Here is a 20223-nt window from a genome sequence, read left to right as displayed (position 1 = left end):
CCTTGGCCGGTGAGGTCAGATCCTAATCAACGCAGAAGGTCAATACAAATTGTCTGAAACAATTTGACTACGTATTGTGGGGTTATTCACGGGATAAATGGAAATTTGAGCGATTCTCGGACGCCTGCGATTCTAGTGCGAGGCATTATTTGCACGCAGAAATTGTCGCACCGACCGTCGCCCGACGGAGAACCGGAGCGCGAGAAGGGCCTGTGCTTGGTGCAGGGGCGCCAGGAACATCGCCACGGAGAACAGCGTGTTCGCGATCTTCCATTTCCAGGGGCGCGGCTCCGTCAGAATAGCGCGGAGCAATTGCAGGAAGGACCCTGGCCGATATCGGGAGCCTCGAACGAGCGTGGCGGAGAAATCCATAAGCCGAAAGTAGTAGGTCCGCTGGGCTGCGATCAGAGCCGCCTCGGGCCGCAGGTGCCGGACCAGTTCGCGCAGATGCGCCAAGCGCAACTCGAAGCGCCGGAGATCACGCTCGAAGGTCGCGGCCTGCGGGGCACGCCCGACCCCCGAATCATTTCGTCCATGGACACGGTACAGGCCGAGGCTGTCGGCGATGCTGACCACATCGCCCATGAACGGCGCGATGAGCAGGATGACGCCATCGACCGCGCGATCATAGTCGCACTGGTGCAGGATCTCGCAGACATCCCGCCGGAACACGTTCCCCGAGGTCGGCGGCGTCTGGTAGACGCCCGAGCGCAGGACCTCGTCGACGACCCTGTCCTGGCTGCGGAAGGCTTCGAGCGCCGGGTAGCGCTCGGCGATGACGTGCCCGGTCGCATCGACGCAGGTCAGGCAGAACTGGACCTTCGCGACCCCGGGATCGAGCATCGGGCGGATCCGGTCGAGCGCGCCGGGCAGCAACTCGTCATCCGCATCCAGGAACAGGACGAACGGCGCGCGCGTCCGGCCGAGACCGTACAGGCATGCCGACCGTTGCCCACTGTTGGCGATCCGATAAGCGCGAACGCCCGTCTGCTGGATGACCTCCCAGGACCGGTCCGTCGATCCGTCGTCGATCACCACGAGTTCGCAATCGGCCGCGTTCTGGCCGACGACGCTCTGGATCGCCCGGCCCACGTAGGTTTCATAATTGAAACACGTGATGACGACGGCGATTCTCGGCTCCCTCTCCACGACTGACGCCCACTCCGTTTCGCGCTCCCGCAGATCAGGCTCGCTCGCGGACGCCTCACGCCGCGCGGCTTCGAGCCCATATCCGGAGCGGAAGCCCGTTCGCGAAGGAAAGCAGGCCCCACCAAGACTCGGAGCCGCACGCGCGCAACGCGCCCGGGGACGGCTCTCAAGCCGCGATGTATCCCCATCGGCCGATAAAATCCACTCGTTCCGACGGCATATACAGTGACTGGATTGCTGAATTCACATCCTTTGCTCTGATGACGCAGGCTCTCAATTTTTCGTGTCAGGCAATTCCAAGCTTACGGTTGAGCATAACTGTGCGCTCTCAACCACCCCAACACGCGAGTCCGAGATGGCGGCAGCCCTGTCCTGTGATGGCTGTTCGGCGTCAGGGGGTTTCCGGCTCGGGCCTGCGCCGCAGATGCGCTTCGGCGTTCTGGGTGGAGACGCGAGCGGTCGGCTGATAATCGAACCCGCCCTGCCGCCCGAACGACTCGACCCCGAAATCGCGCAGTCGCGTCAGCGCCAAAGCGACGCGTTCCTGTGCCCGGTTGACGTAGATCGGATAGGCATTCGGAACGAAGCGGGCGCCCTCCAGCTTCAGGTCGCCGTCGAACAGATGATTGCGCGCGACATGCGACCGGAAATCCCGCTCCGCAATCTCCAGACTGTTCCCCGCTTGGGAAGCGATGACTTCCACGCCAAAATAGTCGCGCCCCTCGGCTTTGCCGTAGAAGACGGAATACATCGTCAGACGTTTCCAAAACCCGTCATGTGAGAAATTGTACAGGACCGAGCAATCGAAGCCCGTCTTGCCGGAGAAGCTGAAAAACAGGCTGATCAGCGTCACGGACGACAGGGTTTCATCGGTATCCAGTCCGCAGATATCGAGGGCCCGGTTGATCGGAATCGTCGACACGACCCGCTCGGCGGTCAAGGTCCGTCCAGCGGCGTCGAAATGGAATGTCGACCCGACTTTTCGGATCCGCGAGACCTCGCAGCCGAGCCGGAAAACCGTGCCCTGTCCGCGCAGTTTCTCGGCAGCAACCGCATACAGATCGTCAAAGCCGGATCGCGGCCGGGCAAGTTGTCGATTGGTGGGCGCGGCCGCTTTATGCGGGCGCAGGTGCCGAAGCATCGCCCTCACGGAGGAGCGCTCCCTGATCCAGAGCATCCGTTTTTCGGCAAAATCGAGATCGACCTTCTCGGCGGCGATGCCGAAGAAGCGCGTCATGTAACTTTCCAGCCCCGACCTTTTCAACATGTAGTCGCCGATCCAGTACCGGGCGAAATCGCGCGCATTCCGGATCTTGGAGCGGAATATTCTCGAGTACAGGAGCGAAAATCCGATCCTGACGCAGCCCCACAAGCCGGAGCGCAAGATGTCGTCTCTGATGGACAGAGGATAGCCTGCAACGGCCCCTTGCGGCGTCAGCTTCCCCCAGGTCGGGTCTATGGGAACGTAAAGGGGCAGCATCTCCGGAAAATGCGCCAGCAACGGCGAGTCGTCCTGAAATATAAGACTCCCGATGTCGAATGTGTACGGGCCGATCGTACAATCGATATGATTGCCGCCGTACTTCTCGAATTCATCGATGACGAGAATGTGCCGGTATCCCTGCTCATTCAGGACCGCGGCCGAGACGAGGCCGCTGATACCGGCACCGAGAACGACCGCATCGAAATTTTCAGTCGTTCCAGGGGGTTCGATCGTCGAATTTGCCTGATCAACCATGTCTCATCTCGACATGTCGATTGGAATATCCAATCTTCATCATACGAATGATGTGAGCGTCAGCATGGCCGCGGGCGCGATGATGCGGCCATAAAGGTTTCTATCTGGCCCATCGGCGATATGTTCCATTACAAATTGTGATTCGATTGGCATTCGTATCGCATCACAGGCAGATCGGTAAATCTGCGAAGCGGGGCGAGAACGATTTTATTTCCGCGGGCAGATACATGCCTCACGAGGGAGGGGCCGCGCGTGCCGGATCCCCGTCCGACGGATGCGGCGGACGGGAATTCGGAGAGCCTGCCTCTCCGGAAGGGGCGTTAAAGTGCTCGCCGCCGACGTGGATTCCAGTTCGGCGCAAGCGAGCACGTCATATCAAGGACTTAGAGGCGAGCCCGATTGCAGCGCGATCGGGAACGGCTCTAGACCAATGGGCGCCGAAATGCTGCGTTGCAGCCGCGCAGGCGACATCCGGGGATCGACGAGACTTCCGGAGAGGTCCGTCGAGGCCTGCTGGCGCCGGCGCCGCGAAACCGCCCTAAGGGAAGGCCGCTCGGGCGCGTTTCAGCGCCCGTAGATATCTTCGACGCGGATGATGTCGTCCTCGCCCGTATACGAGCCAACCTGGACCTCGATCAGCTCCAGCGGGATCTTGCCCGGGTTGGCCAGCCGGTGCATCGACCCGATCGGCAGGTACACCGCCTCGTTCTCGTGGACCAGCACGACCCGGTCGTCCACCGTCACCTCGGCGGTGCCGCGCACCACCACCCAGTGCTCGGCCCGGTGATAGTGCTTCTGCAAGGACAACCGCCCCCCCGGCACCACCTGGATCCGCTTCACCTGGAAGCGCTCGCCGATGTCGATCCGCTGGTACCACCCCCACGGCCGGTACATCCGCAGATGCGCGTCCGCCTCCGGCTCGCCCGAGGCCCGCAGGGCGTTGACCAGCTGCTTGACCTCGCCCGAGCGCGCTTTCGAGGCCACCAGCACCGCGTCCGGGGTCGCGACCACGACGATGTCCTCCAGCCCGACCACCGCGGTCAGGCCGCCGCCCTGGCTGTGCACCAGGCTGTTCTTCGTCCCGATCAGCGACACTCGGCCCCGCACCGCGTTGCCTTCCTTGTCGTGGTCCAGCACCTGCCAGACCGCGTCCCAGGTCCCGACATCCGACCACGCGAACGACACCGGCAGGACGCCGGCCCGGGCGGTCCGCTCCATCACCGCGTAATCGATCGAGATTTTTGGAGCTCTGGCGAAAGCCTCGGCATCGAGCCGCACGAAGTCGAGGTCGGTCACCGCCGCTTCCAGCGCGGCGCGGGCGGCATCCAGCACGTCCGGCACGAAGGCTTCGAGCTCGGCCAGCATCAGGTCGGCGCGGAACAGGAAGTAGCCCGAGTTCCAAAGCGCGCCGTCAGTGATCAGCGCCTCGGCGCCGGCGCGATCCGGCTTCTCGACGAATTTTTCCACCCGGGCGGCGCCCTGCGCCTCGGCGATCGGCGCGCCGCGGCGGATGTAGCCGTAATCCGAGGCCGGGCGGGTCGGCTCGATGCCGAGGGTCATGGTGTAGCCGGCCCGCGCGCCGATGGCGGCGGCCTTCACGGCGGCGACGAAGGCTTGGGTATCGGGCACGACGTGGTCGGCGGCCATGATCAGCACCACGGCCTGCGGGTCGATCGCGGCGGCGTGGAGGGCGGCCACCGCCACGGCGGCGGCGCTATCGCGGCCCTGGGGTTCGAGCACGATGTCGGCGGCGATCCCGCACTGGCCGCATTGCTCGGCGACGATGAACCGGGCCTCGGCCGAAGCGATCACGGTGGGCTTGGCGAACACGGCGGCGTCCGCGACCCGCTCGAGGCTAGCCTGAAAGGTCGAGGTCTTGGCATCGACCAGCCGGGCGAACTGCTTGGGCATGCTCTCGCGCGAGGCCGGCCACAGACGCGTGCCCGTGCCACCGCACAGGATCATGGGATAGACCGTATCGATAGGCTCAGGCATCAAGCTCAATCTTTCGCACGAAGATAGGGTACGGATTTAAAACGAGACGATCAGCTTAAACTCAATTCAGCAGGTCGAGCTGTCCACCCGCGATCACGGGGCGGTGCCCTTGTTCGCCCCGGGCGAGGACACCGTCAATGAACTGCCCCATCGCGTCTGTGAAGCGCGCGACGCTGAACTCGGCGGCGCGGCTGATCAGAGCGTCTGGCCTCGGCGCGATCGCCTTGCAGCGTTCGATGGCGTCGATCAGCGCCTCTACCGATTGCTCGTGGAAGAACGTCCCGGTCACCCCCTCCTGCACCGTCTCCGTTGCGCCGCCCTTCCCATACGCGATCACCGGCCGCCCGCTCGCCATGGCCTCCACGGGCACGATCCCGAAATCCTCTTCGCCGGGGAAGATCAGGGCCTGACAGCGGGCATAATGGTGTTTCAGCACCGCGAAGGGCTGCGGGCCGAGCATCGTGACATGCGGGCCGGCCAAGCTCCGCAACTCGCGCAGCATTTCCCCGCCGCCGATCACTACCAGAGGCTTTTGGAGACGGTTGAACGCCTCGATTGCCAATTCCGGACGCTTGTAGCGGACCAGCTCGCCGACCATCAGATGGTAATCCCCGAGCTCCTGCTCCGGAACCGCACCGAACGCATCGGTATCGACCGGGGGATAGATCACGGTGGCGCTACGCCGATAATAGGTTTCGATCCGCCGTGCGACGGTGGCGGAATTCGCCACGAACTCGTGGACGCGGCTCGCCGAGATCGCATCCCAGTTCCGGATGTAATGCGCGGCCGGCGGCATCAGGAGGCGGTTCAGGAACCCCGTCCGCTCGCGATAATCGTGGAACATGTTCCAGACGTAGCGCATCGGGGAATGGCAATAGCAGATGTGGGTCGAATTCGAGGGCGGGATGATGCCCTTGGCCGGCCCGGACTCGCTGCTGATCACCAGATCGTACCCGCGCAGATCGAGCTGCTCGAGGGCCATCGGCATGAGCGGCAGATAGGACTTGTAGCGCGTCGCGGAAAACGGAAGCCGACCGATGAACGAGGTCTGGATCCGATGGGCTTTTATGAGCGGCGAGATCGAATCCGGCGCATAGGCATGGGTGAAAATGTCGGCCTGCGGGTACATCTTGCAGAGCGCTTCAACAACCTTCTCACCGCCTCGCATGCCCACAAGCCAATAATGAACGATCGCAACTCGCATTCAGGCAACCTCTATCAGGATTCATGGCTTGAGGCCGGCATTAGCACGCTTTAGCGCCGTTCAGACCCGATTGCGCGTACTGAGTTTATCCTCCCAGGCGAGCGCCTGGGCGACGATGGCGTCGAGGTCGTCGTGGCGCGGCTGCCAGCCCAGCCGCGACCGGATCCGCCCCGCCTCCGCCACGATCCGCGCCGGATCGCCGGGCCGGCGCGGGCACAGCCGCACCTCGAAGTCCCGCCCGGAGATCCGCTTGACCACCTCGATCACCTCCAGGACCGAGTAGCCCCGGCCGTAGCCGCAATTCAGCGTCAGGCTCTCGCCGCCCCCGCGCAGGTGGTCGAGCGCCACCCGGTGCGCCTCGGCCAGGTCAGAGACCTGGATGTAGTCGCGCAGGCACGAGCCGTCCGGGGTCGGGTAGTCGGTGCCGTAGACGTCGAGCCGGTCGCGCCGGCCGAGCGCAGCTTGCGTGGCCACCTTGATCAGGTGCGTGGCGTCCGGGGTCGACTGCCCGGAGCGTCCGGCCGGATCGGCGCCGGCGACGTTGAAGTAGCGCAGAACCACATACGAAAAGCCGTGCGCGGCGGCCGCGTCGGCGATCATCCACTCGCTCATCAGCTTGGAGCGGCCGTAGGGGTTGATCGGGTTGAGGGGCAGGTCCTCGGGCACCGGCACCACCTCGGGCTCGCCGTAGACGGCGGCGGTGGAGGAGAAGATCACGTGGCGCACGCCCGCCCGCGTCGCGGCCTCGATCAGGGCGCGGGTCTTGACGGTATTGGCCAGGTAGTAGCCGAGCGGATCGGCGACCGAGTCCGGCACGACGATCCGGGCGGCGAAGTGGGCGAGCGCGTCGATGCGGTGCTGCAGGATGGTCTGGGTGACCAGCGCCTGGTCGGCGACGTCGCCGACCACGAGCTTGACGCCCTCGGGCACGGCCCAGTCGAAGCCGGTGGAGAGATCGTCTAGCACCACGATCTCGTCGTGGCCGGCATCCAGCAGCGCCAGAACCATGTGGCTGCCGATATACCCCGCCCCGCCCGTCACCAGAACCGCCATGTCATCCGCTCCGAAGCCGTTCCGATGATATTCGCCGGGGGTCTTGCCCGAACCGAATGCGGCCGGGCAAGGGGCCAGCCCGCCGCTTCATCGCGCGTTCAAACGCCGGGTGGGATTCCACTTGGTAACGGCCACTTCAGGTGGTCGGAGACGGTATATTTACGGTGCTCTGCCTCATACTAACGACGTAGAGGCCTTGCAAAGCATCGTGCTAAGCTATCTCACGGCTCGAACCATTGCCCATGCCGTTCCTTTCTGTTCCCGGGGTTGCCGCTTGATGAAACCGATCCGCAAGGCTGTCCTGCCCGTCGCGGGCCTGGGCACGCGATTCCTGCCCGCCACCAAGGCGGTCCCGAAGGAAATGCTCACGGTCGTGGACCGGCCGGTAGTGCAGCACGTCGTCGACGAGGCGCGTGAGGCCGGCATCGAGCACTTCATCTTCGTCACGGGTCGCGGCAAGGCGGTGATCGAAGACCATTTCGATATTGCGTACGAACTCGAACACACCCTTCAGGAGCGTGGGAAGACGGCCGCTTACGAGGAGCTGAAGCGCGATCTGCCCAAGGCCGGCCAGACCAGCTTCACCCGCCAGCAGGCCCCCCTCGGCCTCGGCCACGCGGTCTGGTGCGCCCGGGAGATCGTCGGCGACGAGCCGTTCGCGGTGCTGCTGCCGGACATGCTGAGCCGCGGCTGCATGCAGCAGATGCTCGCGACCTACGAGCGGCACGGCGGCAACATCATCGCGGTCGAAGAGGTCGCCCCGGAGGAGACGCACCAGTACGGCATCGTCAGCGTCGGCGAGACCTACGGCCAGTCCTTCGAGATCACCGGCATGGTCGAGAAGCCCAAGCAGGGCACCGCGCCGTCGAACTTCATCATCTCCGGCCGCTACATCCTCCAGCCAGAGATCTTCGGGATCCTGGAGCACGGGAAGAAGGGCGCCGGCGGCGAGATCCAGCTCACCGACGCCATGATCGACCTGATGGAAACGCAGGATTTCTTCGGCCTGCACTACGAGGGCCGGACCTACGACACCGGCTCGAAGATCGGCTTCCTCACGGCCAACCTCGCCTACGCGCTGGAGCGGCCGGACCTGGCGGGTCCGCTCAAGGCCGAGATCGCCAAGCTGCTGGCCCAGAGCTAGACCCTGTGCGCATGGCGCGGCCGAGCCATGCAATCATCGCGGAGGCCGACGCGGTTTTTGCCCTTGCTTCTTGTGCGGCGCACTTTAATTTGTGCGTTGCGAGATCGCGATGGCGTCGCGGTCCCGTAGCCCTTCTTGGGCGTTTCCTCCCTAGACTTCGGGCCGCTCCTTCGGGAGTGGCCTTTTTTCTTTTCGGGCTCTCGACAAGCGATGTCGAATGCCTGCGGCGCGGATCCTATTCGGCCGCCATCCGGCTGGGCGCGAGATCGCCGAGATCGGCCGCCACCGTGGCGATGACCGTCCGCAGCGCCTTCACGAGGGTCGGGAAATCCGCCGTCACCGCGAGGCTCGTTTCGTTCATGTAGAGCGCCCGGTTGACCTCGATCTGCAGGGCATGACGCCCGAGATTCGGTTCGCCGTAATGCTCGGTGATGAAGCCGCCCGCGTAAGGCTTGTTACGCACCACGCGAAAGCCGTGGGCGCGGAACGTTGCCTCGAACGCCTCGATCAGGCCGGGTGCGCAGGCCGTTCCGTAGCGATCCCCCAGGACCATGTCGGCCTTGATCTCGGCATCACGCCCGAGGCTTGAGGACGGCATCGAGTGGCAATCGATCAGCACGCAATGGCCGTGCGTGCGCGCGGTGCGCTGGATCAGCCCGCGCAGCACCCGGTGGTAGGGCTTGTACAGGGCCTCGATCCGGGCGGTCGCCTCGCTGACCGGCAAGCGCTTGGCGTAGATCTCCTGGCCGTCCGCCACGACCCGCGGAACTGTGCCAAGCCCGCCTGCGACCCGCATCGACCTCGTGTTGGCAAAGGGCGGCAGCCGCCCGTCGAACATGCGCGGGTCGAGCTCGAACGGCTCGCGGTTCACGTCGAGGAAGGCCCGGGGAAAGTTGGCCCGGAGCAGCGGTGCGCCGAGCTCGACCACCGGGGCGAACAGGCGATCGACATGGGCGTCCTCGGACCGGCGCAGGGTCAGGGCATCCAGGCGCGAAGCCGCGATGAAATCCGGGGGGTAGACGGCGCCGGAATGGCCGGTATTGAAGACGAAGGGCAGGGTGTGCGTCGCCGGCTCGTCGACCGCGAAGGCCGGGGCAAAACCGAAGGCGTCGGGCTGTACCGTTTCGGGCGCGATCATTGGATGTGTGCAGGCCCCGGCGGTTGGGAAAACGCAGCGGACACGCACTGTGGTATGCGAATGATCGCCTGTCCACTCTGGTGCCGACGGCCCACACGGCCGTCCATGAGACGCGCGGCGCCGGCCGCGGGCTCCAATCCTAACACCTTGTTTACCATCGCCTCCCTTTATGGGATCAACATTTCGACTCGAGGGCTCGGAAACGGCCGATGAAAATCCTGCTGGCGGAAGACGACAACGACATGCGCCGGTTCCTGGCCAAGGCGTTGCAGAACGCGGGCTACGACGTCCTGTCCTTCGACAACGGCCTCTCCGCCTACAACCGGCTGCGCGAAGAACCGTTCGAGCTGCTGCTGACCGATATCGTGATGCCCGAGATGGATGGGATCGAGCTGGCGCGGCGCGCCACCGAGCTCGATCCGGACATCAAGGTGATGTTCATCACCGGTTTCGCCGCGGTCGCGCTCAACCCGGATTCGAAGGCCCCGAAGGACGCCAAGGTGCTGTCGAAGCCGTTCCACCTGCGCGACCTCGTCAACGAGGTCGAGAAGCTGATGGCCGCCTGACAGGCCCATCCGGCTAATCGGTTCTGTATTCGACATCGGCCCCGCGCCATGCGGGCCGGTGCGTCTGTGACCACGCGGGCATAGGTGTTTCGACGGGTGTGCTCCTATATGGTGGGAGTTCACGCGCGAGACGACGCCCGCCATGCAGCCGGTCACGATCTACACCACGGCCTGGTGCCCCTACTGCTCGGCGGCCAAGAGTCTGCTGAAGGAGAAGGGCGTCGCCTTCCAGGAGATCGACGTGGAGCGTGCGCAGGGCGCGCGGGCCACGATGGTCGAGCGCGCCGGGGGGCGCACCAGCGTCCCGCAGATCTTCATCGCGGCGACCCATGTCGGCGGCTGCGACGATCTGTACGCCCTCGACCGTGCCGGCAAGCTCGATCCGCTGCTGACGGACAAGGCCGATGCCTGAGAGGCGCTTCACCGCCGCCTGCGTGCAGATGCGCTCGGGCCGCGACCCGGCGGCCAATTGCGACGCGGCGATTGCCGGCGTGCGCGAGGCCGCGAGCCGCGGCGCGCATTACGTCCAGACCCCCGAGATGACCTCCCTGGTCGAGCGCAGTCGCGAGCGGCTGTTCGCGCACGTCACCGTGGAAGACCAGGATGCGACCCTGGCCGGCCTGCGGCAGACCGCCCGGGATAGCGGGGTGATGGTGCATATCGGCTCGATCGCGGTGCGGTCGGGCGACAAGATCGCCAACCGGGCCTACCTGATCGGCGCGGACGGCGCGATACTCGGCTCCTACGACAAGCTGCACCTGTTCGATGTCGATCTGCCGAGCGGCGAGCGCTGGCGCGAATCGGCGACCTATACCGGTGGCGCCTGTGCGGTCCTGGCGGCGACACCCTGGGCGATGCTCGGCCTCACGATTTGCTACGATATCCGCTTCCCGGCTCTGTACCGGGCCCTGGCCGAGGCGGGCGCGGAGATCCTCACCGCGCCGGCCTGCTTTACCCGCCAGACCGGCGAGGCGCATTGGCACATCCTCCAGCGGGCGCGGGCGATCGAGACCGGCGCCTTCGTGATCTCGGCGGCGCAGGGCGGTGTCCACGAGGATGGGCGCGAGACCTACGGCCACTCGCTGATCGTCGATCCCTGGGGCCGGGTGCTCGCCGATGCCGACGGGGCCGAGCCGGGGGTGATCCTGGCCGAGATCGACCTCGCCCAGGTCGCGGATGCGCGGGCGCGGATCCCGGCGCTGCAACATACGCGCGCGTTCACGGTCGAGCGCATCGGGCCTGAGGTCCAGGCCGCACAGTAAGCGACAGAATGATCCGGTACAGTCTCGTCTGCGAAGCCGCCCACGGCTTCGACAGCTGGTTTCCCTCTTCCGAATCCTACGATGCGCAGGCCGCGCGCGGTCTGGTGACCTGCCCGATCTGCGACAGCGCCAAAGTGACGAAGGCGCTCATGGCCCCGAGCGTCGCCCGCACCGATCGCAGGCAGCTTCCGGCGCCGGTGGCGCCCCAGGCCGACGCTCCGATGCCGATGATCGCCGAGCCCGAGCGGCAAGTGCGCGCCATGCTGCGGGCGCTCCGCGAGCAGGTCATCGCCAATTCCGAGCATGTCGGGGCGCGCTTTCCCGAGGAGGCGCGCAAGATCCATTACGGCGAAGCCGAGGGCCGTCCGATCTACGGTGAGGCGAGCCCCGCCGAGGCCCGCGCCCTGATCGATGAGGGGATCGACGTCGCGCCGATCCCGATCATGCCCGACGACCGCAACTGATCGGGTTTTGCTTAGGGACGCACGGCGGCCGTGCCGGCGAGAGAGGCCAGCACGAAAGCCACGACGGCGTTCCATCCGGCCAGCGAGATCCCCAGGACCCGCATCGCCGCAACCGAGCAGTCGACCACCTTCGTGGTCTGAAGCTGGTTCAGGAAATCGCCGACCTGGCCCGGGTTGGCGCCGGTCCCGCCGCCGCAATCGCTCGGCCCCGGCCAGAAGCCCCATTCCGCACCCGCGTGGTAGACGCCGATCCCGGTGCCATACAGCAGCCCCAGGGCTGCGAGCCCAAGCGCCAGGCGCGCGAGCCGCTCCGGCGCGAACAGGGCCGCGAGCCCGAGCGGGACCGCGGCGTAGTAGGGCAGGCGCTCGATGAGGCAGAGCTTACACGGCGCGTAGCCGTAGCCGTACTGGAGCACCAGGACGGCACCCAGGATCAGGGCGGAGGCGAGGGCGAGCCAGAGGCCCGCTCTCTTGAGACGCAGCGCGGCCGCCATGTTCATCGCTACAGGATCACCTTGAACAGCAGGAAGCCGAGGACGACCACGGCGACCGAGATCGCCACGACCGCGTTGAGATGCCGGTCGAGCACGCCGCGGATCTGGACGCCGTAGCGCCCGAGCAGCCCGGCCAGGATGAAGAACCGGGCCCCGCGGGTGACGATCGACAGAACCGTGAACCAGAACAGGCTGTAATGGGCGAAGCCCGACGTGATCGTGACGAGCTTGTAGGGGATGGGCGTCAGCCCCTTCAACAGGATCACCCAATGGCCGTAGCGGGCGTAGGAATCCTGGAAGGTCGCGGCCGAGTTCTGCAGCCCGTAGAGACGGATCAGCCATTCGCCGACAGAATCGAACAGCAGCGCCCCGATCGCGTAGCCGACGAGGCCACCCAGCACCGACGCCACCGTGGCGATGGTCGCATAGAGCCAGACCCGGTCCGGGCGGCTCACCGCCATCGGCACCAGCATCGCGTCCGGCGGAACCGGGAAGAACGAGCTCTCCGCGAAAGCGACGGCCCCGAGCACGTAAGGCGCGGAGGGCCTGCCGCTGAGCGCGAGGATCCACGCGTAGAGCCGCCGAAGCATACAACTTCCAGATCGTGAGGAAACAGCCGCCCTTTGAGCATAGGCGCTGCGCCCTGGCCAGTTCGACGGCGCCGGCAAAAAAACCTGCACGCACACCCTTGGCCTGGACGCCACACCTATGCGAAGAGCGCGACGCGCGCGGGTATGGCGGAATTGGTAGACGCGGGCGACTCAAAATCGCCAGCCGCAAGGCGTGGGGGTTCGATTCCCTCTACCCGCACCATCGTCTCAAATCAGCGAATTGCGGTTCGGCCTCATCGCGCCGGATCGCCGGCCCGGACCGGAGAGGCCCGGCCGATCGCCTGAAGCAGACGGTCGCGCACGTGGACGACGCGGGGATGACGCAGGGCGGCCTTGTTCCAGACGAGGTAGAGCCTGTTGTCCGGTCCCGGCTTCACGGTCGGCAGCTCGACCAGGCGCCCCGTCGCCAGGGCATCGGCACATATGTAATCCGGCAGGACGGTCCATCCGGTCCCGGCTTCCGCCAGGCCGAGCAGGATGCGCAGATCCGGTGCGGTCGCGGCCGCCTGCATGTCGGGCGGCTCGCCGAAGACGTGCTCGAAATACGGTCGAATGAGCGGCAGGGTCTCGTCATAGGCCAGGCTTGGTAGGGCGGAGAGGAAGTCCGCGGTGACGCTTCGTCCCTTCGCCCGCGCGGCGAAGGTAGGCGCAGCCACCAGCATCTGCCGCTCGGTCTCGAGGTCGGCGAAGCCGTAACGCTGCGGATCCGGCGTGGAGGCGGTGACGGCGAGGTCTGCGTGGCCCCCGGTGGGCGGTGGTGTCGTCGACGCGTTCGGGCTGACCGCGACGGCGATCGTCGGTGCGGGGGCCGCCGGGGTCGGCATCGCAGCCCTTATCATCCAGAACGGCGGCGAACGGCCGCGTATCCGACGTCCGGATTCCGCATGATGCGGGAGGCGTCGCCTGATCGAGATATCGGCTGCGTGATCCCGGTATCCGTACGATCTGCGAGCCGTCCCGGTTGAGGGCGGGCTCAAGCGCCGCAGTCGGGCTTCCCTGCCATCCGGCCGCCTGCCGCGCTATGTCCACGCGATGCGCGACGCCACACGCCCGAGACGTTCCAACGATGCCGTGAATCGGCGCCACAGCGTCTCGATCCTCGACGCGGGTGCTTGGGCCTTGTCGCGGGGTTCGGCTGGCCGGACGCTCATGACCGAGCGATGAGGCGGCCGGCGTGATCCCGCCCATCGCCTTTCACCCGGCCTACGAATCGAGCCTGCCGGTCGGGCACCGCTTTCCGATGCGCAAATACGGCCTGCTCGCGGAGACCTTGGTCGCCAAGGGTCTGGCGCCGCTCGGCTTCGTCACCCCGGAGCTGGCGACCGCCGAAATCCTGACCCACGCGCACGATCCCGCCTACGTGGCGGCGGTGCTCGGCGTCGCCGTGCCCCGGGAGATCGAGCGGGCGATCGGCCTGCCGGTGGACGCCGCCCTGGTCCGCCGCTCGCGCGCCTCCGTCGGTGGGACGCTCCTCGCGGCCCGGCTCGCCCTGACGGAGGGATTGGCGGGCAGCGCGGCCGGGGGCAGCCACCACGCGCGGAGGCAGCAGGGCGCCGGCTTCTGCGTGCTGAACGACGTGGCCGTCGCCGCCCGCACTCTTCAGGCGGAGGGGGCGGTCCGGCGGGTGCTGGTGGTCGATTGCGACGTGCACCAGGGCGACGGCACGGCGGATTGCCTGGCCTTCGACCCGGATCTGTTCACGCTCTCGATCCATTGCGAGAACAACTATCCCGCCCAAAAGATCGCCGGGGATCTCGATATCGGCCTGCCGGACCGGCTCGACGATGCCGGCTATCTCGAAGTCCTGCGCGCCCGCCTGCCGCCACTGCTCGACGTACTGGCTCCCGACCTCGTCTTCTACAATGCGGGTGTCGATCCGCACCGTGACGACCGGCTCGGCCGGCTCTGCCTCAGCGATGCCGGCCTGCTGGCCCGGGATCGGTTCGTCGTGGCCCAGGCGCGCGCGCGCCTCATCCCGCTCGTGGCGGTAATCGGCGGCGGCTACACGTCCGACGTGGAGGCCCTGGCGCTCCGGCACGCGCTGGTCTTCGAGGTTCTGGCTGCCGAGGCAGCGGGGGCCGCGCCGAGGTGAGGCGTGGATGCATCACGGTCCCGCTCATGGTTTCCGGAGACCGACACAGAAAGGTTTTGGGAAGGGTCGCGGCTGAAGATCGTGAGGTCACGGATCGATCAGCCGGCGCGCTGCACCCCGTCTGAACAGCTTCGCCCCAGGCTGATCTGCTCAAGATGCTGTGACGCCATTGGGAATCAGTCATGCTTGCGCGGACCTGGGAGGTTGTGAAGGCAACGATGGCGGTGGCGGCCTTGATCGCGGCCGCTCTCGTCTCGGCCGACAAGCTCGACCGGCAGAAGGCCCCGGCCCACGCCGCCGCGGCTCTGGCCGAGCCCGCCGCCACCGGGGCTATCACGCCCGGTTCGCGACCCTGACCGCGCCGCCCGCCATCGGCCGCCGATCCCATCGGAGCGCCGCCGCACATCGCGGCGCGCCCGGTGGTGCGACAGAATAGGGCACTGGCCGAGGGGAAATTTCGGCCCGTCCCGACGTTCTCGCCCCACTTCGAGCCTTGGCCGTTCGGGCCGTCCACGCCTCCGCCAGAGGATCCGGTACCATGAAATCCGCTTCGTTCGCTCTGCTCGCCCTGATCGTCGGCGCGGCGCCGGCGCTGGCGGAATCCCGGGCCGACCGTGCCGCCTGCACGCCGGACGTGATGCGCCTCTGCGCCTCCCAGATCCCGAATGTGGCCGCGATCACGGTCTGCCTGCGCCAGCAGCGCCCGAATCTCAGCCCCGGCTGCCGCGTGGTGATGGACCAGTCCGACCGCCCGGTTCGGACCGTCTCGAACCGGCCCTGACACCCGGCCTCACCAGCCGTTGATGCGCGGCCAGACCGCGCCGGTCAGCCGGCCGTCGGCGATGACATGATAGCGATCGTGCTGGGCGCCGGTGGCGCAGGCGTGGTTCGGCAGGATTCGCAGGCGTGATCCGATCGGAAGGTCCGGAAGGCGCCCGGAGGTGCCGGGCCGCAAAGCCAGGATGCCGTGTTCCTGGTTCGCGTCCCGCACGATCAGATCCGGATAGGGTTGACCGGCCAGGTCGCAGGCGATTCCGTAGCCCTGGTCGACCGCCTGCCGGGCCGTGCCGCGGTCGCGCGAGAGCGCCATCCAGCCGGCATCCGTGATGATCCAGCCCTTGTCCCGCTGGTGGCCGATCACCGTCGTGAGGACGCTCAACGCGATATCGTCGATCCCGCAGGAGCCGACACCGGCCTGAAACAGGTCGCCGATCATGAACACGCCGGCCCGAACCTCGGTGATGCCATCGAGAGTCGCCGCGTAGCGCGCCGTCGGGGTCGAGCCGACGCTGACCACCGGGCAGGGGAAACCTGCCTCGCGCAGGATCGCAGCGGCTGCCAAGGCGGCTTGGCGCTCAGCCTCGGCCGCAGCTTTCAGATCCGTAGGATCGCTCAGCCCGTAGCTGTCGCCTGCGTGCAGCATCACGCCCCGCAGGCTCGCGCCGTCTGCCAGCACCCGGCCGATCGCCGTGAGCGTATCGGCGTCGCGGGGGTTTACGCCGGAGCGATGCCCGTCGGCATCGACCTCGATCAGCACCGGCAACGGATCGCCGTTGCCGCGGCCCCAGGCCGCCACCGCTTCGGCCTGCTCGACCGAATCGAGAACGATCTCCAGATCCACGCCCCAGCGCCGCCGGATTGCCCCGACCCGGTCGAGCTTCTGCGGCGCGATTCCCACGGCGTAGATCAGGTCACGGACGCCGCCCTCGGCGAAGTACTCCGCCTCCTTCAGCGTCGAGACGGTGGCCGGGCCGGACCGGCTCGCCATGGCGATGCGGGCGACATCCAGGGATTTGGCGGTCTTCAGGTGCGGCCGCAGCGCCACGCCCAGTCGGTCGAGCCGCGCTCGCATCCCCGCGACGTTGGCGGTCAGCTTGTCCGAATCCAGAAGCAGGCAGGGCGTCTCCAGATCGTCGAAGCCGTCCGCCCGCCCGATGCGCCCGTCCGTCATTCTCCCGCTCCCACGCTCGCCACCCGAGCGCTTCTAGACAGGGCGGGAGGCGCCGTCACGGCAGCTTTGCGTTCATGCAGATCCCCCGATCGCCGCGATGAAGGCTGATGCGTCCCGGGCGACATCGGCTGCCGGCTTGCCGGGACGGTAGAGGTTCGAGCCGAGCCCGAAGCCCACCGCACCCGCCTGTCGCCAGGTGGAAACGCCGTCCGGCGTGACGCCGCCGACCGCGAGCACGCGCGCGCTGGACGGGAACACCGCCCGGTGGGCCTTGAGCGCCGCCGGGGTGGCGATATCCGCGGGGAAGAGTTTCAGGGCGGTCGCGCCAGCCGTCAGCGCCGCGAACGCCTCGCTGGGCGTCTGATAGCCGGGCAGCGACACGAGGCCGGCGGCGACGGTGGCGCGGATCACGGCCGCATCCGTGTTGGGCGAGACGATCAGGGTCCCGCCCACTGCAGCGACGTCCGTGACCTGCGCCGGAGTCAGCACCGTGCCGGCGCCGACCAGCGCGCGCCCGGTGAAGCGTTCGGCCAGCAGCCCGATGCTTCTGAGCGGATCGGGCGAGTTCAGCGGCACTTCAATCAGCGTGAACCCGGCCTCAACCAGCGCGTCGCCGATCGCCGGGGCCTCGTCCGCCGTGAGCCCGCGCAGGATCGCCACCAGGGGGCAGGCCGCGAAGGCCACTTCGAATCGGTCGAGGATCGTCATGCCCGCACTCTCCAAATGGCGTGGATGCCGGCCGTCGTGGACCCGTCCGGAACCGTCTGGGCATGGCCGCCGGCTTCCGTGATCGCAACGGCGTAGAGCGCGGCCAGCGTGCCGCCGCCCAGCAGGTGGACCGGGCGTTCGCCGAGATCGAGGCGCGTGCCGACATCCGCGCCGATCATGAGGCCGCTGGCATAGGCGGCGGCATCGGCGGGAGCCAACCTGTCGAGCAGCACCCCGGCCCGGACCTCGAACAGGGACGCGGCGAGGTTGCGCGCCTGGCGCCCGCGGCGCAGGCCATCGCGGAACGCGTCACCGTCCGCCACCGCGCCGTCCAGCATGCCGGCCAGGATCCCGTGGCTGCGGACCAGGGCGAACAGCTCGCCGGTCATGACGGTGGTGAAATCGGTGATCGCGCCGTCCACCGTGTCGATCCACTTGTTGTGCGTGCCGGGCTGACAGAACAAAGCCGTCGGCGGCGCCGCGCCGGTGCTGATCGCGCCGAGCACCTGCACCTCCTCACCCCGCATCACGTCCGGACGCGGGCCACTGCGGAGGGCGACGCCCGGGATGATCCGTACGTCGGTCGCCACGTCGAGGCTGGCCGCGGCGAGATCCTGCAGTGTGGCGGGCGCGTCGATATATGGGGCTTCGCGCCAGCCCCGCGTCGAGCCGACCATGCCCGCCGCGACCACGATCTGCGCGCCGAAGCGCGCCCGCAGCCGCGCGATCTCGCAGGGATAGTCGCCCGGCGACAGCGCGAGGACGCCGCGATCGTCTTGCAGGGTGTCGATGACGTCGCCATCCGCCGACATCGCGTAGGCGCGCCGGTTGGTGGTGCCCCAGTCGACGGCAATGTAGGCCGCTCGACCGAACATGCGCACCCTCCCGATCCGTAATTTGTCTGAGTTACAGGCCCGGCCTTGAGACGGTCAAGCCGGTCGCCCTGCCGGTCCGCTCCGGAAAACAGGCGGCCCGACCGCTGTCGGGGTCACTCGTGTGGATCCGGCGTGATGCCCGACCCGGGTCGGAAAAGTGTCAACATATCATGAGCCGGGGATTGTCCCGCCGCGACGAGCGTTTGCGATGGACTGTTCACGACCGGATCGGCGATATGGTCGTCAATAAATCATACGCGGGAGGGACGCGCTTGGCACGGGACGTGATCCTGGCGACCGATGGCTTGACGATGGAATTCAAAGGATTCCGGGCCGTCAACGGCGTCAAGCTGGAAGTCGAGCGCGGGACGATCCATGCGCTGATCGGCCCGAACGGCGCCGGCAAGACCACCTGTTTCAATCTGCTGACGAAGTTCCTCATCCCGACCGCCGGCAGCATCCGGTACAAGGATCGGGACATCACCGGGATGCGGGCGGCCGACGTGGCGCGGCTCGGCTTGGTGCGCTCCTTCCAGATCTCGGCGGTGTTCCCGCACCTGACGGTGACCGAGAACGTGCGGATCGCGCTTCAGCGCCGGCTCCGGGGCGATTCTTTCGATTTCTGGCGGCCCGAGAAGGTGCTGCGGGCGCTGGACGGCGAGGCCCTGGCGCTCGTCGAGGCGGTCGGCCTGTCAGAATTCGCCGATTCGCTCGCGGTCGAGCTGTCCTACGGCCGCAAGCGCGCCCTGGAGATCGCCACGACACTGGCGCTGGATCCCGAGATGCTGCTCCTCGACGAGCCGATGGCCGGCATGGGCCACGAGGACGTGGATCGGACGGCGCAGCTGATCCGCCGGGTCTCGAAGGACCGGACCATCCTGATGGTCGAGCACAACCTTTCGGTGGTCGCGTCGCTGTCCGACCGCATCACCGTGCTGGCCCGCGGCCAGGTCCTGGCCGAGGGCGATTACGCCACCGTCTCGAAGGATTCGCGGGTGATCGAGGCCTATATCGGGGCGGGACATGCGTGAGGCGGCCCTGAAGACTCCCGTGCCGGCCGCGGCGACGGATGCTCTCCTGACCGTGCGCGGGCTGGAGGGCTGGTACGGCGAGAGCCACGTGCTCCACGGCATCGATCTCGATGTCCGGGCCGGCGAGGTCATCACGCTGCTCGGCCGCAACGGTGCCGGCAAGACCACGACACTCCGGGCGATCATCGGCATCCTGGGCAAGCGCGCCGGCTCGATCGTCTATGACGGCGTCGAGACCATCCGGATGGCGTCGCGCAACATCGCCCGGCTCGGCCTCGGCTACGTCCCGGAGGAGCGGGGCATCTTCGCGAGCCTCACGGTCCACGAGAACCTGATGCTGCCGCCCCGGGTGAAGCCCGGCGGGATGACGGTGGCGGAGATCCACACCCTGTTCCCGAACCTGAAGGAACGCGCCGGCAGCCAGGGCACCAAGCTCTCGGGCGGCGAGCAGCAGATGCTCGCCATCGGCCGGATCCTGCGGACCGGCGCCAAGCTGATCCTGCTGGACGAGCCGACGGAAGGTCTCGCCCCCGTCATCGTCCAGCAGATCGGCCGGACGATCCAGCAGTTGAAGTCTCAGGGCTACACCATCGTTCTGGTCGAGCAGAACTTCCGCTTCGCCCAGACGCTGGCCGACCGGCACTTCGTCATCGAGCAGGGCAGGGTGATCGACATGATCCCGAATGCCGAGCTTGACGCCAATATCGACAAGCTTCACGCCTATCTCGGCGTCTGAGGCGGACGACCA

The 20223-nt window shown here is 67.0% G+C and carries 22 protein-coding genes and 1 tRNA gene; 11 read left to right on the top strand and 12 right to left on the bottom strand.

All coding sequences use genetic code 11. From position 1 onward, the window contains the following. Positions 1 to 132: 132 nt before the first annotated feature. The 5 genes from MKL20_RS03915 to galE form a co-directional block, all read right to left on the bottom strand. Positions 133 to 1149, bottom strand: coding sequence for a glycosyltransferase family 2 protein (locus MKL20_RS03915; RefSeq protein ID WP_313902703.1), 1017 nt, complete (start codon positions 1147 to 1149; stop codon positions 133 to 135). A gap of 391 nt (positions 1150 to 1540) precedes the next feature. Continuing rightward, the gene (locus MKL20_RS03910; RefSeq protein WP_244035583.1) at positions 1541 to 2887 is read right to left on the bottom strand and encodes an NAD(P)-binding protein; all 1347 of its coding nucleotides are present in this window, start codon (positions 2885 to 2887) and stop codon (positions 1541 to 1543) included. Positions 2888 to 3451: 564 nt separating this feature from the next. Further along, the gene (locus MKL20_RS03905) at positions 3452 to 4882 is read right to left on the bottom strand and encodes a mannose-1-phosphate guanylyltransferase/mannose-6-phosphate isomerase (RefSeq protein WP_244035582.1); all 1431 of its coding nucleotides are present in this window, start codon (positions 4880 to 4882) and stop codon (positions 3452 to 3454) included. 61 nt (positions 4883 to 4943) lie between these two features. Then, complete coding sequence (locus MKL20_RS03900) at positions 4944 to 6086, bottom strand: glycosyltransferase (RefSeq protein ID WP_244035581.1); 1143 nt, start codon at positions 6084 to 6086, stop codon at positions 4944 to 4946. Between the two features lie 60 nt (positions 6087 to 6146). Then, the gene (galE, locus tag MKL20_RS03895; RefSeq protein ID WP_244035580.1) at positions 6147 to 7139 is read right to left on the bottom strand and encodes a UDP-glucose 4-epimerase GalE; all 993 of its coding nucleotides are present in this window, start codon (positions 7137 to 7139) and stop codon (positions 6147 to 6149) included. Between the two features lie 277 nt (positions 7140 to 7416). Here galE and galU point away from each other — a divergent pair, with 277 nt between their 5' ends. Continuing rightward, complete coding sequence (galU, locus tag MKL20_RS03890) at positions 7417 to 8283, top strand: UTP--glucose-1-phosphate uridylyltransferase GalU (RefSeq protein WP_243962231.1); 867 nt, start codon at positions 7417 to 7419, stop codon at positions 8281 to 8283. 235 nt (positions 8284 to 8518) lie between these two features. Here the strand turns inward: galU and MKL20_RS03885 are convergent, their stop codons facing one another. Then, the gene (locus MKL20_RS03885) at positions 8519 to 9421 is read right to left on the bottom strand and encodes an N-formylglutamate amidohydrolase (protein ID WP_244035579.1); all 903 of its coding nucleotides are present in this window, start codon (positions 9419 to 9421) and stop codon (positions 8519 to 8521) included. Between the two features lie 209 nt (positions 9422 to 9630). On the opposite strand from MKL20_RS03885, the gene cpdR reads away from it, so the two are divergent. The 4 genes from cpdR to MKL20_RS03865 all read left to right on the top strand — a co-directional run bounded on the left by cpdR (position 9631) and on the right by MKL20_RS03865 (position 11713). After that, on the top strand, positions 9631 to 9987 hold the full coding sequence (gene cpdR / locus MKL20_RS03880) for a cell cycle two-component system response regulator CpdR (RefSeq protein WP_007558883.1): 357 nt from the start codon (positions 9631 to 9633) through the stop codon (positions 9985 to 9987). Between the two features lie 142 nt (positions 9988 to 10129). Beyond that, the gene (gene grxC / locus MKL20_RS03875; protein ID WP_244035578.1) at positions 10130 to 10399 is read left to right on the top strand and encodes a glutaredoxin 3; all 270 of its coding nucleotides are present in this window, start codon (positions 10130 to 10132) and stop codon (positions 10397 to 10399) included. Then, positions 10392 to 11249, top strand: a complete 858-nt coding sequence (locus MKL20_RS03870) for a carbon-nitrogen hydrolase family protein (protein WP_244035577.1) — start codon at positions 10392 to 10394, stop codon at positions 11247 to 11249. Before grxC ends, MKL20_RS03870 begins: the two co-directional genes overlap by 8 nt. Before the next feature lie 8 nt (positions 11250 to 11257). Continuing rightward, positions 11258 to 11713, top strand: coding sequence for a DUF1178 family protein (locus MKL20_RS03865; RefSeq protein WP_243962235.1), 456 nt, complete (start codon positions 11258 to 11260; stop codon positions 11711 to 11713). A gap of 11 nt (positions 11714 to 11724) precedes the next feature. On the opposite strand, the gene MKL20_RS03860 is transcribed toward MKL20_RS03865, so the two are convergent. Both MKL20_RS03860 and MKL20_RS03855 read right to left on the bottom strand, forming a co-directional pair. Continuing rightward, positions 11725 to 12213, bottom strand: coding sequence for a disulfide bond formation protein B (locus tag MKL20_RS03860; RefSeq protein ID WP_244035576.1), 489 nt, complete (start codon positions 12211 to 12213; stop codon positions 11725 to 11727). 2 nt (positions 12214 to 12215) lie between these two features. After that, positions 12216 to 12797: a YqaA family protein gene (locus tag MKL20_RS03855; protein ID WP_243962237.1), complete on the bottom strand. Its 582-nt coding sequence runs from the start codon at positions 12795 to 12797 to the stop codon at positions 12216 to 12218. Between the two features lie 138 nt (positions 12798 to 12935). Between MKL20_RS03855 and MKL20_RS03850 the strand changes: the two genes are divergently transcribed. Beyond that, positions 12936 to 13020 (top strand) — tRNA-Leu (locus tag MKL20_RS03850). A gap of 31 nt (positions 13021 to 13051) precedes the next feature. Here the strand turns inward: MKL20_RS03850 and MKL20_RS03845 are convergent. Beyond that, the gene (locus tag MKL20_RS03845; protein WP_244035575.1) at positions 13052 to 13642 is read right to left on the bottom strand and encodes a substrate-binding domain-containing protein; all 591 of its coding nucleotides are present in this window, start codon (positions 13640 to 13642) and stop codon (positions 13052 to 13054) included. Positions 13643 to 13992: 350 nt separating this feature from the next. Between MKL20_RS03845 and MKL20_RS03840 the strand changes: the two genes are divergently transcribed. The 3 genes from MKL20_RS03840 (at position 13993) to MKL20_RS03830 (ending at position 15691) form a co-directional block, all read left to right on the top strand. Beyond that, the gene (locus MKL20_RS03840) at positions 13993 to 14910 is read left to right on the top strand and encodes a histone deacetylase (protein WP_244035574.1); all 918 of its coding nucleotides are present in this window, start codon (positions 13993 to 13995) and stop codon (positions 14908 to 14910) included. A 182-nt stretch (positions 14911 to 15092) separates the two neighbouring features. After that, positions 15093 to 15266, top strand: coding sequence for a hypothetical protein (locus tag MKL20_RS03835; protein WP_243962241.1), 174 nt, complete (start codon positions 15093 to 15095; stop codon positions 15264 to 15266). A 182-nt stretch (positions 15267 to 15448) separates the two neighbouring features. Then, positions 15449 to 15691 (top strand): hypothetical protein, encoded by a 243-nt coding sequence (locus MKL20_RS03830; RefSeq protein WP_244035573.1) that lies wholly within the window; start codon positions 15449 to 15451, stop codon positions 15689 to 15691. 9 nt (positions 15692 to 15700) lie between these two features. On the opposite strand, the gene MKL20_RS03825 is transcribed toward MKL20_RS03830, so the two are convergent. From MKL20_RS03825 to MKL20_RS03815, 3 genes are all read right to left on the bottom strand, one after another. After that, on the bottom strand, positions 15701 to 16861 hold the full coding sequence (locus MKL20_RS03825) for a DSD1 family PLP-dependent enzyme (protein ID WP_244035572.1): 1161 nt from the start codon (positions 16859 to 16861) through the stop codon (positions 15701 to 15703). Between the two features lie 72 nt (positions 16862 to 16933). Then, the gene (locus MKL20_RS03820; RefSeq protein WP_244035571.1) at positions 16934 to 17569 is read right to left on the bottom strand and encodes a 2-dehydro-3-deoxy-6-phosphogalactonate aldolase; all 636 of its coding nucleotides are present in this window, start codon (positions 17567 to 17569) and stop codon (positions 16934 to 16936) included. Continuing rightward, positions 17566 to 18444 carry a 2-dehydro-3-deoxygalactonokinase gene (locus MKL20_RS03815; RefSeq protein WP_244035570.1) on the bottom strand — a complete coding sequence of 293 codons (879 nt, stop codon included), beginning with the start codon at positions 18442 to 18444 and terminating at the stop codon, positions 17566 to 17568. The genes MKL20_RS03820 and MKL20_RS03815 overlap by 4 nt, the downstream gene beginning before the upstream one ends. 272 nt (positions 18445 to 18716) lie before the next feature. Here MKL20_RS03815 and MKL20_RS03810 point away from each other — a divergent pair, with 272 nt between their 5' ends. Then, positions 18717 to 19475 carry an ABC transporter ATP-binding protein gene (locus MKL20_RS03810; RefSeq protein WP_244035569.1) on the top strand — a complete coding sequence of 253 codons (759 nt, stop codon included), beginning with the start codon at positions 18717 to 18719 and terminating at the stop codon, positions 19473 to 19475. Next, entirely contained in the window at positions 19468 to 20211 is a 744-nt protein-coding gene (locus MKL20_RS03805; protein ID WP_243962247.1) for an ABC transporter ATP-binding protein, read from the top strand. The genes MKL20_RS03810 and MKL20_RS03805 overlap by 8 nt, the downstream gene beginning before the upstream one ends. Positions 20212 to 20223 lie beyond the last annotated feature (12 nt).

Source organism: Methylobacterium sp. E-066 (genome assembly GCF_022829635.1).
Classification (GTDB): domain Bacteria; phylum Pseudomonadota; class Alphaproteobacteria; order Rhizobiales; family Beijerinckiaceae; genus Methylobacterium.
Note: the sequence above shows the minus strand (reverse complement) of the source record. Positions and strands in the feature narration are given on the sequence as shown.

What these genes read in the sequence shown, in the direction of transcription:
- cpdR (WP_007558883.1), top strand. Translation starts at nt 9,631, where the DNA reads ATGAAAATCCTGCTGGCGGAAGACGACAACGACATGCGCCGGTTCCTG.
- galU (WP_243962231.1), top strand. Translation starts at nt 7,417, where the DNA reads ATGAAACCGATCCGCAAGGCTGTCCTGCCCGTCGCGGGCCTGGGCACG.
- MKL20_RS03865 (WP_243962235.1), top strand. Translation starts at nt 11,258, where the DNA reads ATGATCCGGTACAGTCTCGTCTGCGAAGCCGCCCACGGCTTCGACAGC.
- MKL20_RS03820 (WP_244035571.1), bottom strand. Translation starts at nt 17,569, where the DNA reads ATGACGATCCTCGACCGATTCGAAGTGGCCTTCGCGGCCTGCCCCCTG.
- MKL20_RS03835 (WP_243962241.1), top strand. Translation starts at nt 15,093, where the DNA reads ATGCTTGCGCGGACCTGGGAGGTTGTGAAGGCAACGATGGCGGTGGCG.
- MKL20_RS03805 (WP_243962247.1), top strand. Translation starts at nt 19,468, where the DNA reads ATGCGTGAGGCGGCCCTGAAGACTCCCGTGCCGGCCGCGGCGACGGAT.
- MKL20_RS03910 (WP_244035583.1), bottom strand. Translation starts at nt 2,887, where the DNA reads ATGGTTGATCAGGCAAATTCGACGATCGAACCCCCTGGAACGACTGAA.
- grxC (WP_244035578.1), top strand. Translation starts at nt 10,130, where the DNA reads ATGCAGCCGGTCACGATCTACACCACGGCCTGGTGCCCCTACTGCTCG.
- MKL20_RS03815 (WP_244035570.1), bottom strand. Translation starts at nt 18,444, where the DNA reads ATGTTCGGTCGAGCGGCCTACATTGCCGTCGACTGGGGCACCACCAAC.
- MKL20_RS03905 (WP_244035582.1), bottom strand. Translation starts at nt 4,882, where the DNA reads ATGCCTGAGCCTATCGATACGGTCTATCCCATGATCCTGTGCGGTGGC.
- MKL20_RS03825 (WP_244035572.1), bottom strand. Translation starts at nt 16,861, where the DNA reads ATGACGGACGGGCGCATCGGGCGGGCGGACGGCTTCGACGATCTGGAG.
- MKL20_RS03855 (WP_243962237.1), bottom strand. Translation starts at nt 12,797, where the DNA reads ATGCTTCGGCGGCTCTACGCGTGGATCCTCGCGCTCAGCGGCAGGCCC.
- MKL20_RS03860 (WP_244035576.1), bottom strand. Translation starts at nt 12,213, where the DNA reads ATGAACATGGCGGCCGCGCTGCGTCTCAAGAGAGCGGGCCTCTGGCTC.
- MKL20_RS03900 (WP_244035581.1), bottom strand. Translation starts at nt 6,086, where the DNA reads ATGCGAGTTGCGATCGTTCATTATTGGCTTGTGGGCATGCGAGGCGGT.
- MKL20_RS03845 (WP_244035575.1), bottom strand. Translation starts at nt 13,642, where the DNA reads ATGCCGACCCCGGCGGCCCCCGCACCGACGATCGCCGTCGCGGTCAGC.
- MKL20_RS03885 (WP_244035579.1), bottom strand. Translation starts at nt 9,421, where the DNA reads ATGATCGCGCCCGAAACGGTACAGCCCGACGCCTTCGGTTTTGCCCCG.
- galE (WP_244035580.1), bottom strand. Translation starts at nt 7,139, where the DNA reads ATGGCGGTTCTGGTGACGGGCGGGGCGGGGTATATCGGCAGCCACATG.
- MKL20_RS03830 (WP_244035573.1), top strand. Translation starts at nt 15,449, where the DNA reads ATGAAATCCGCTTCGTTCGCTCTGCTCGCCCTGATCGTCGGCGCGGCG.
- MKL20_RS03870 (WP_244035577.1), top strand. Translation starts at nt 10,392, where the DNA reads ATGCCTGAGAGGCGCTTCACCGCCGCCTGCGTGCAGATGCGCTCGGGC.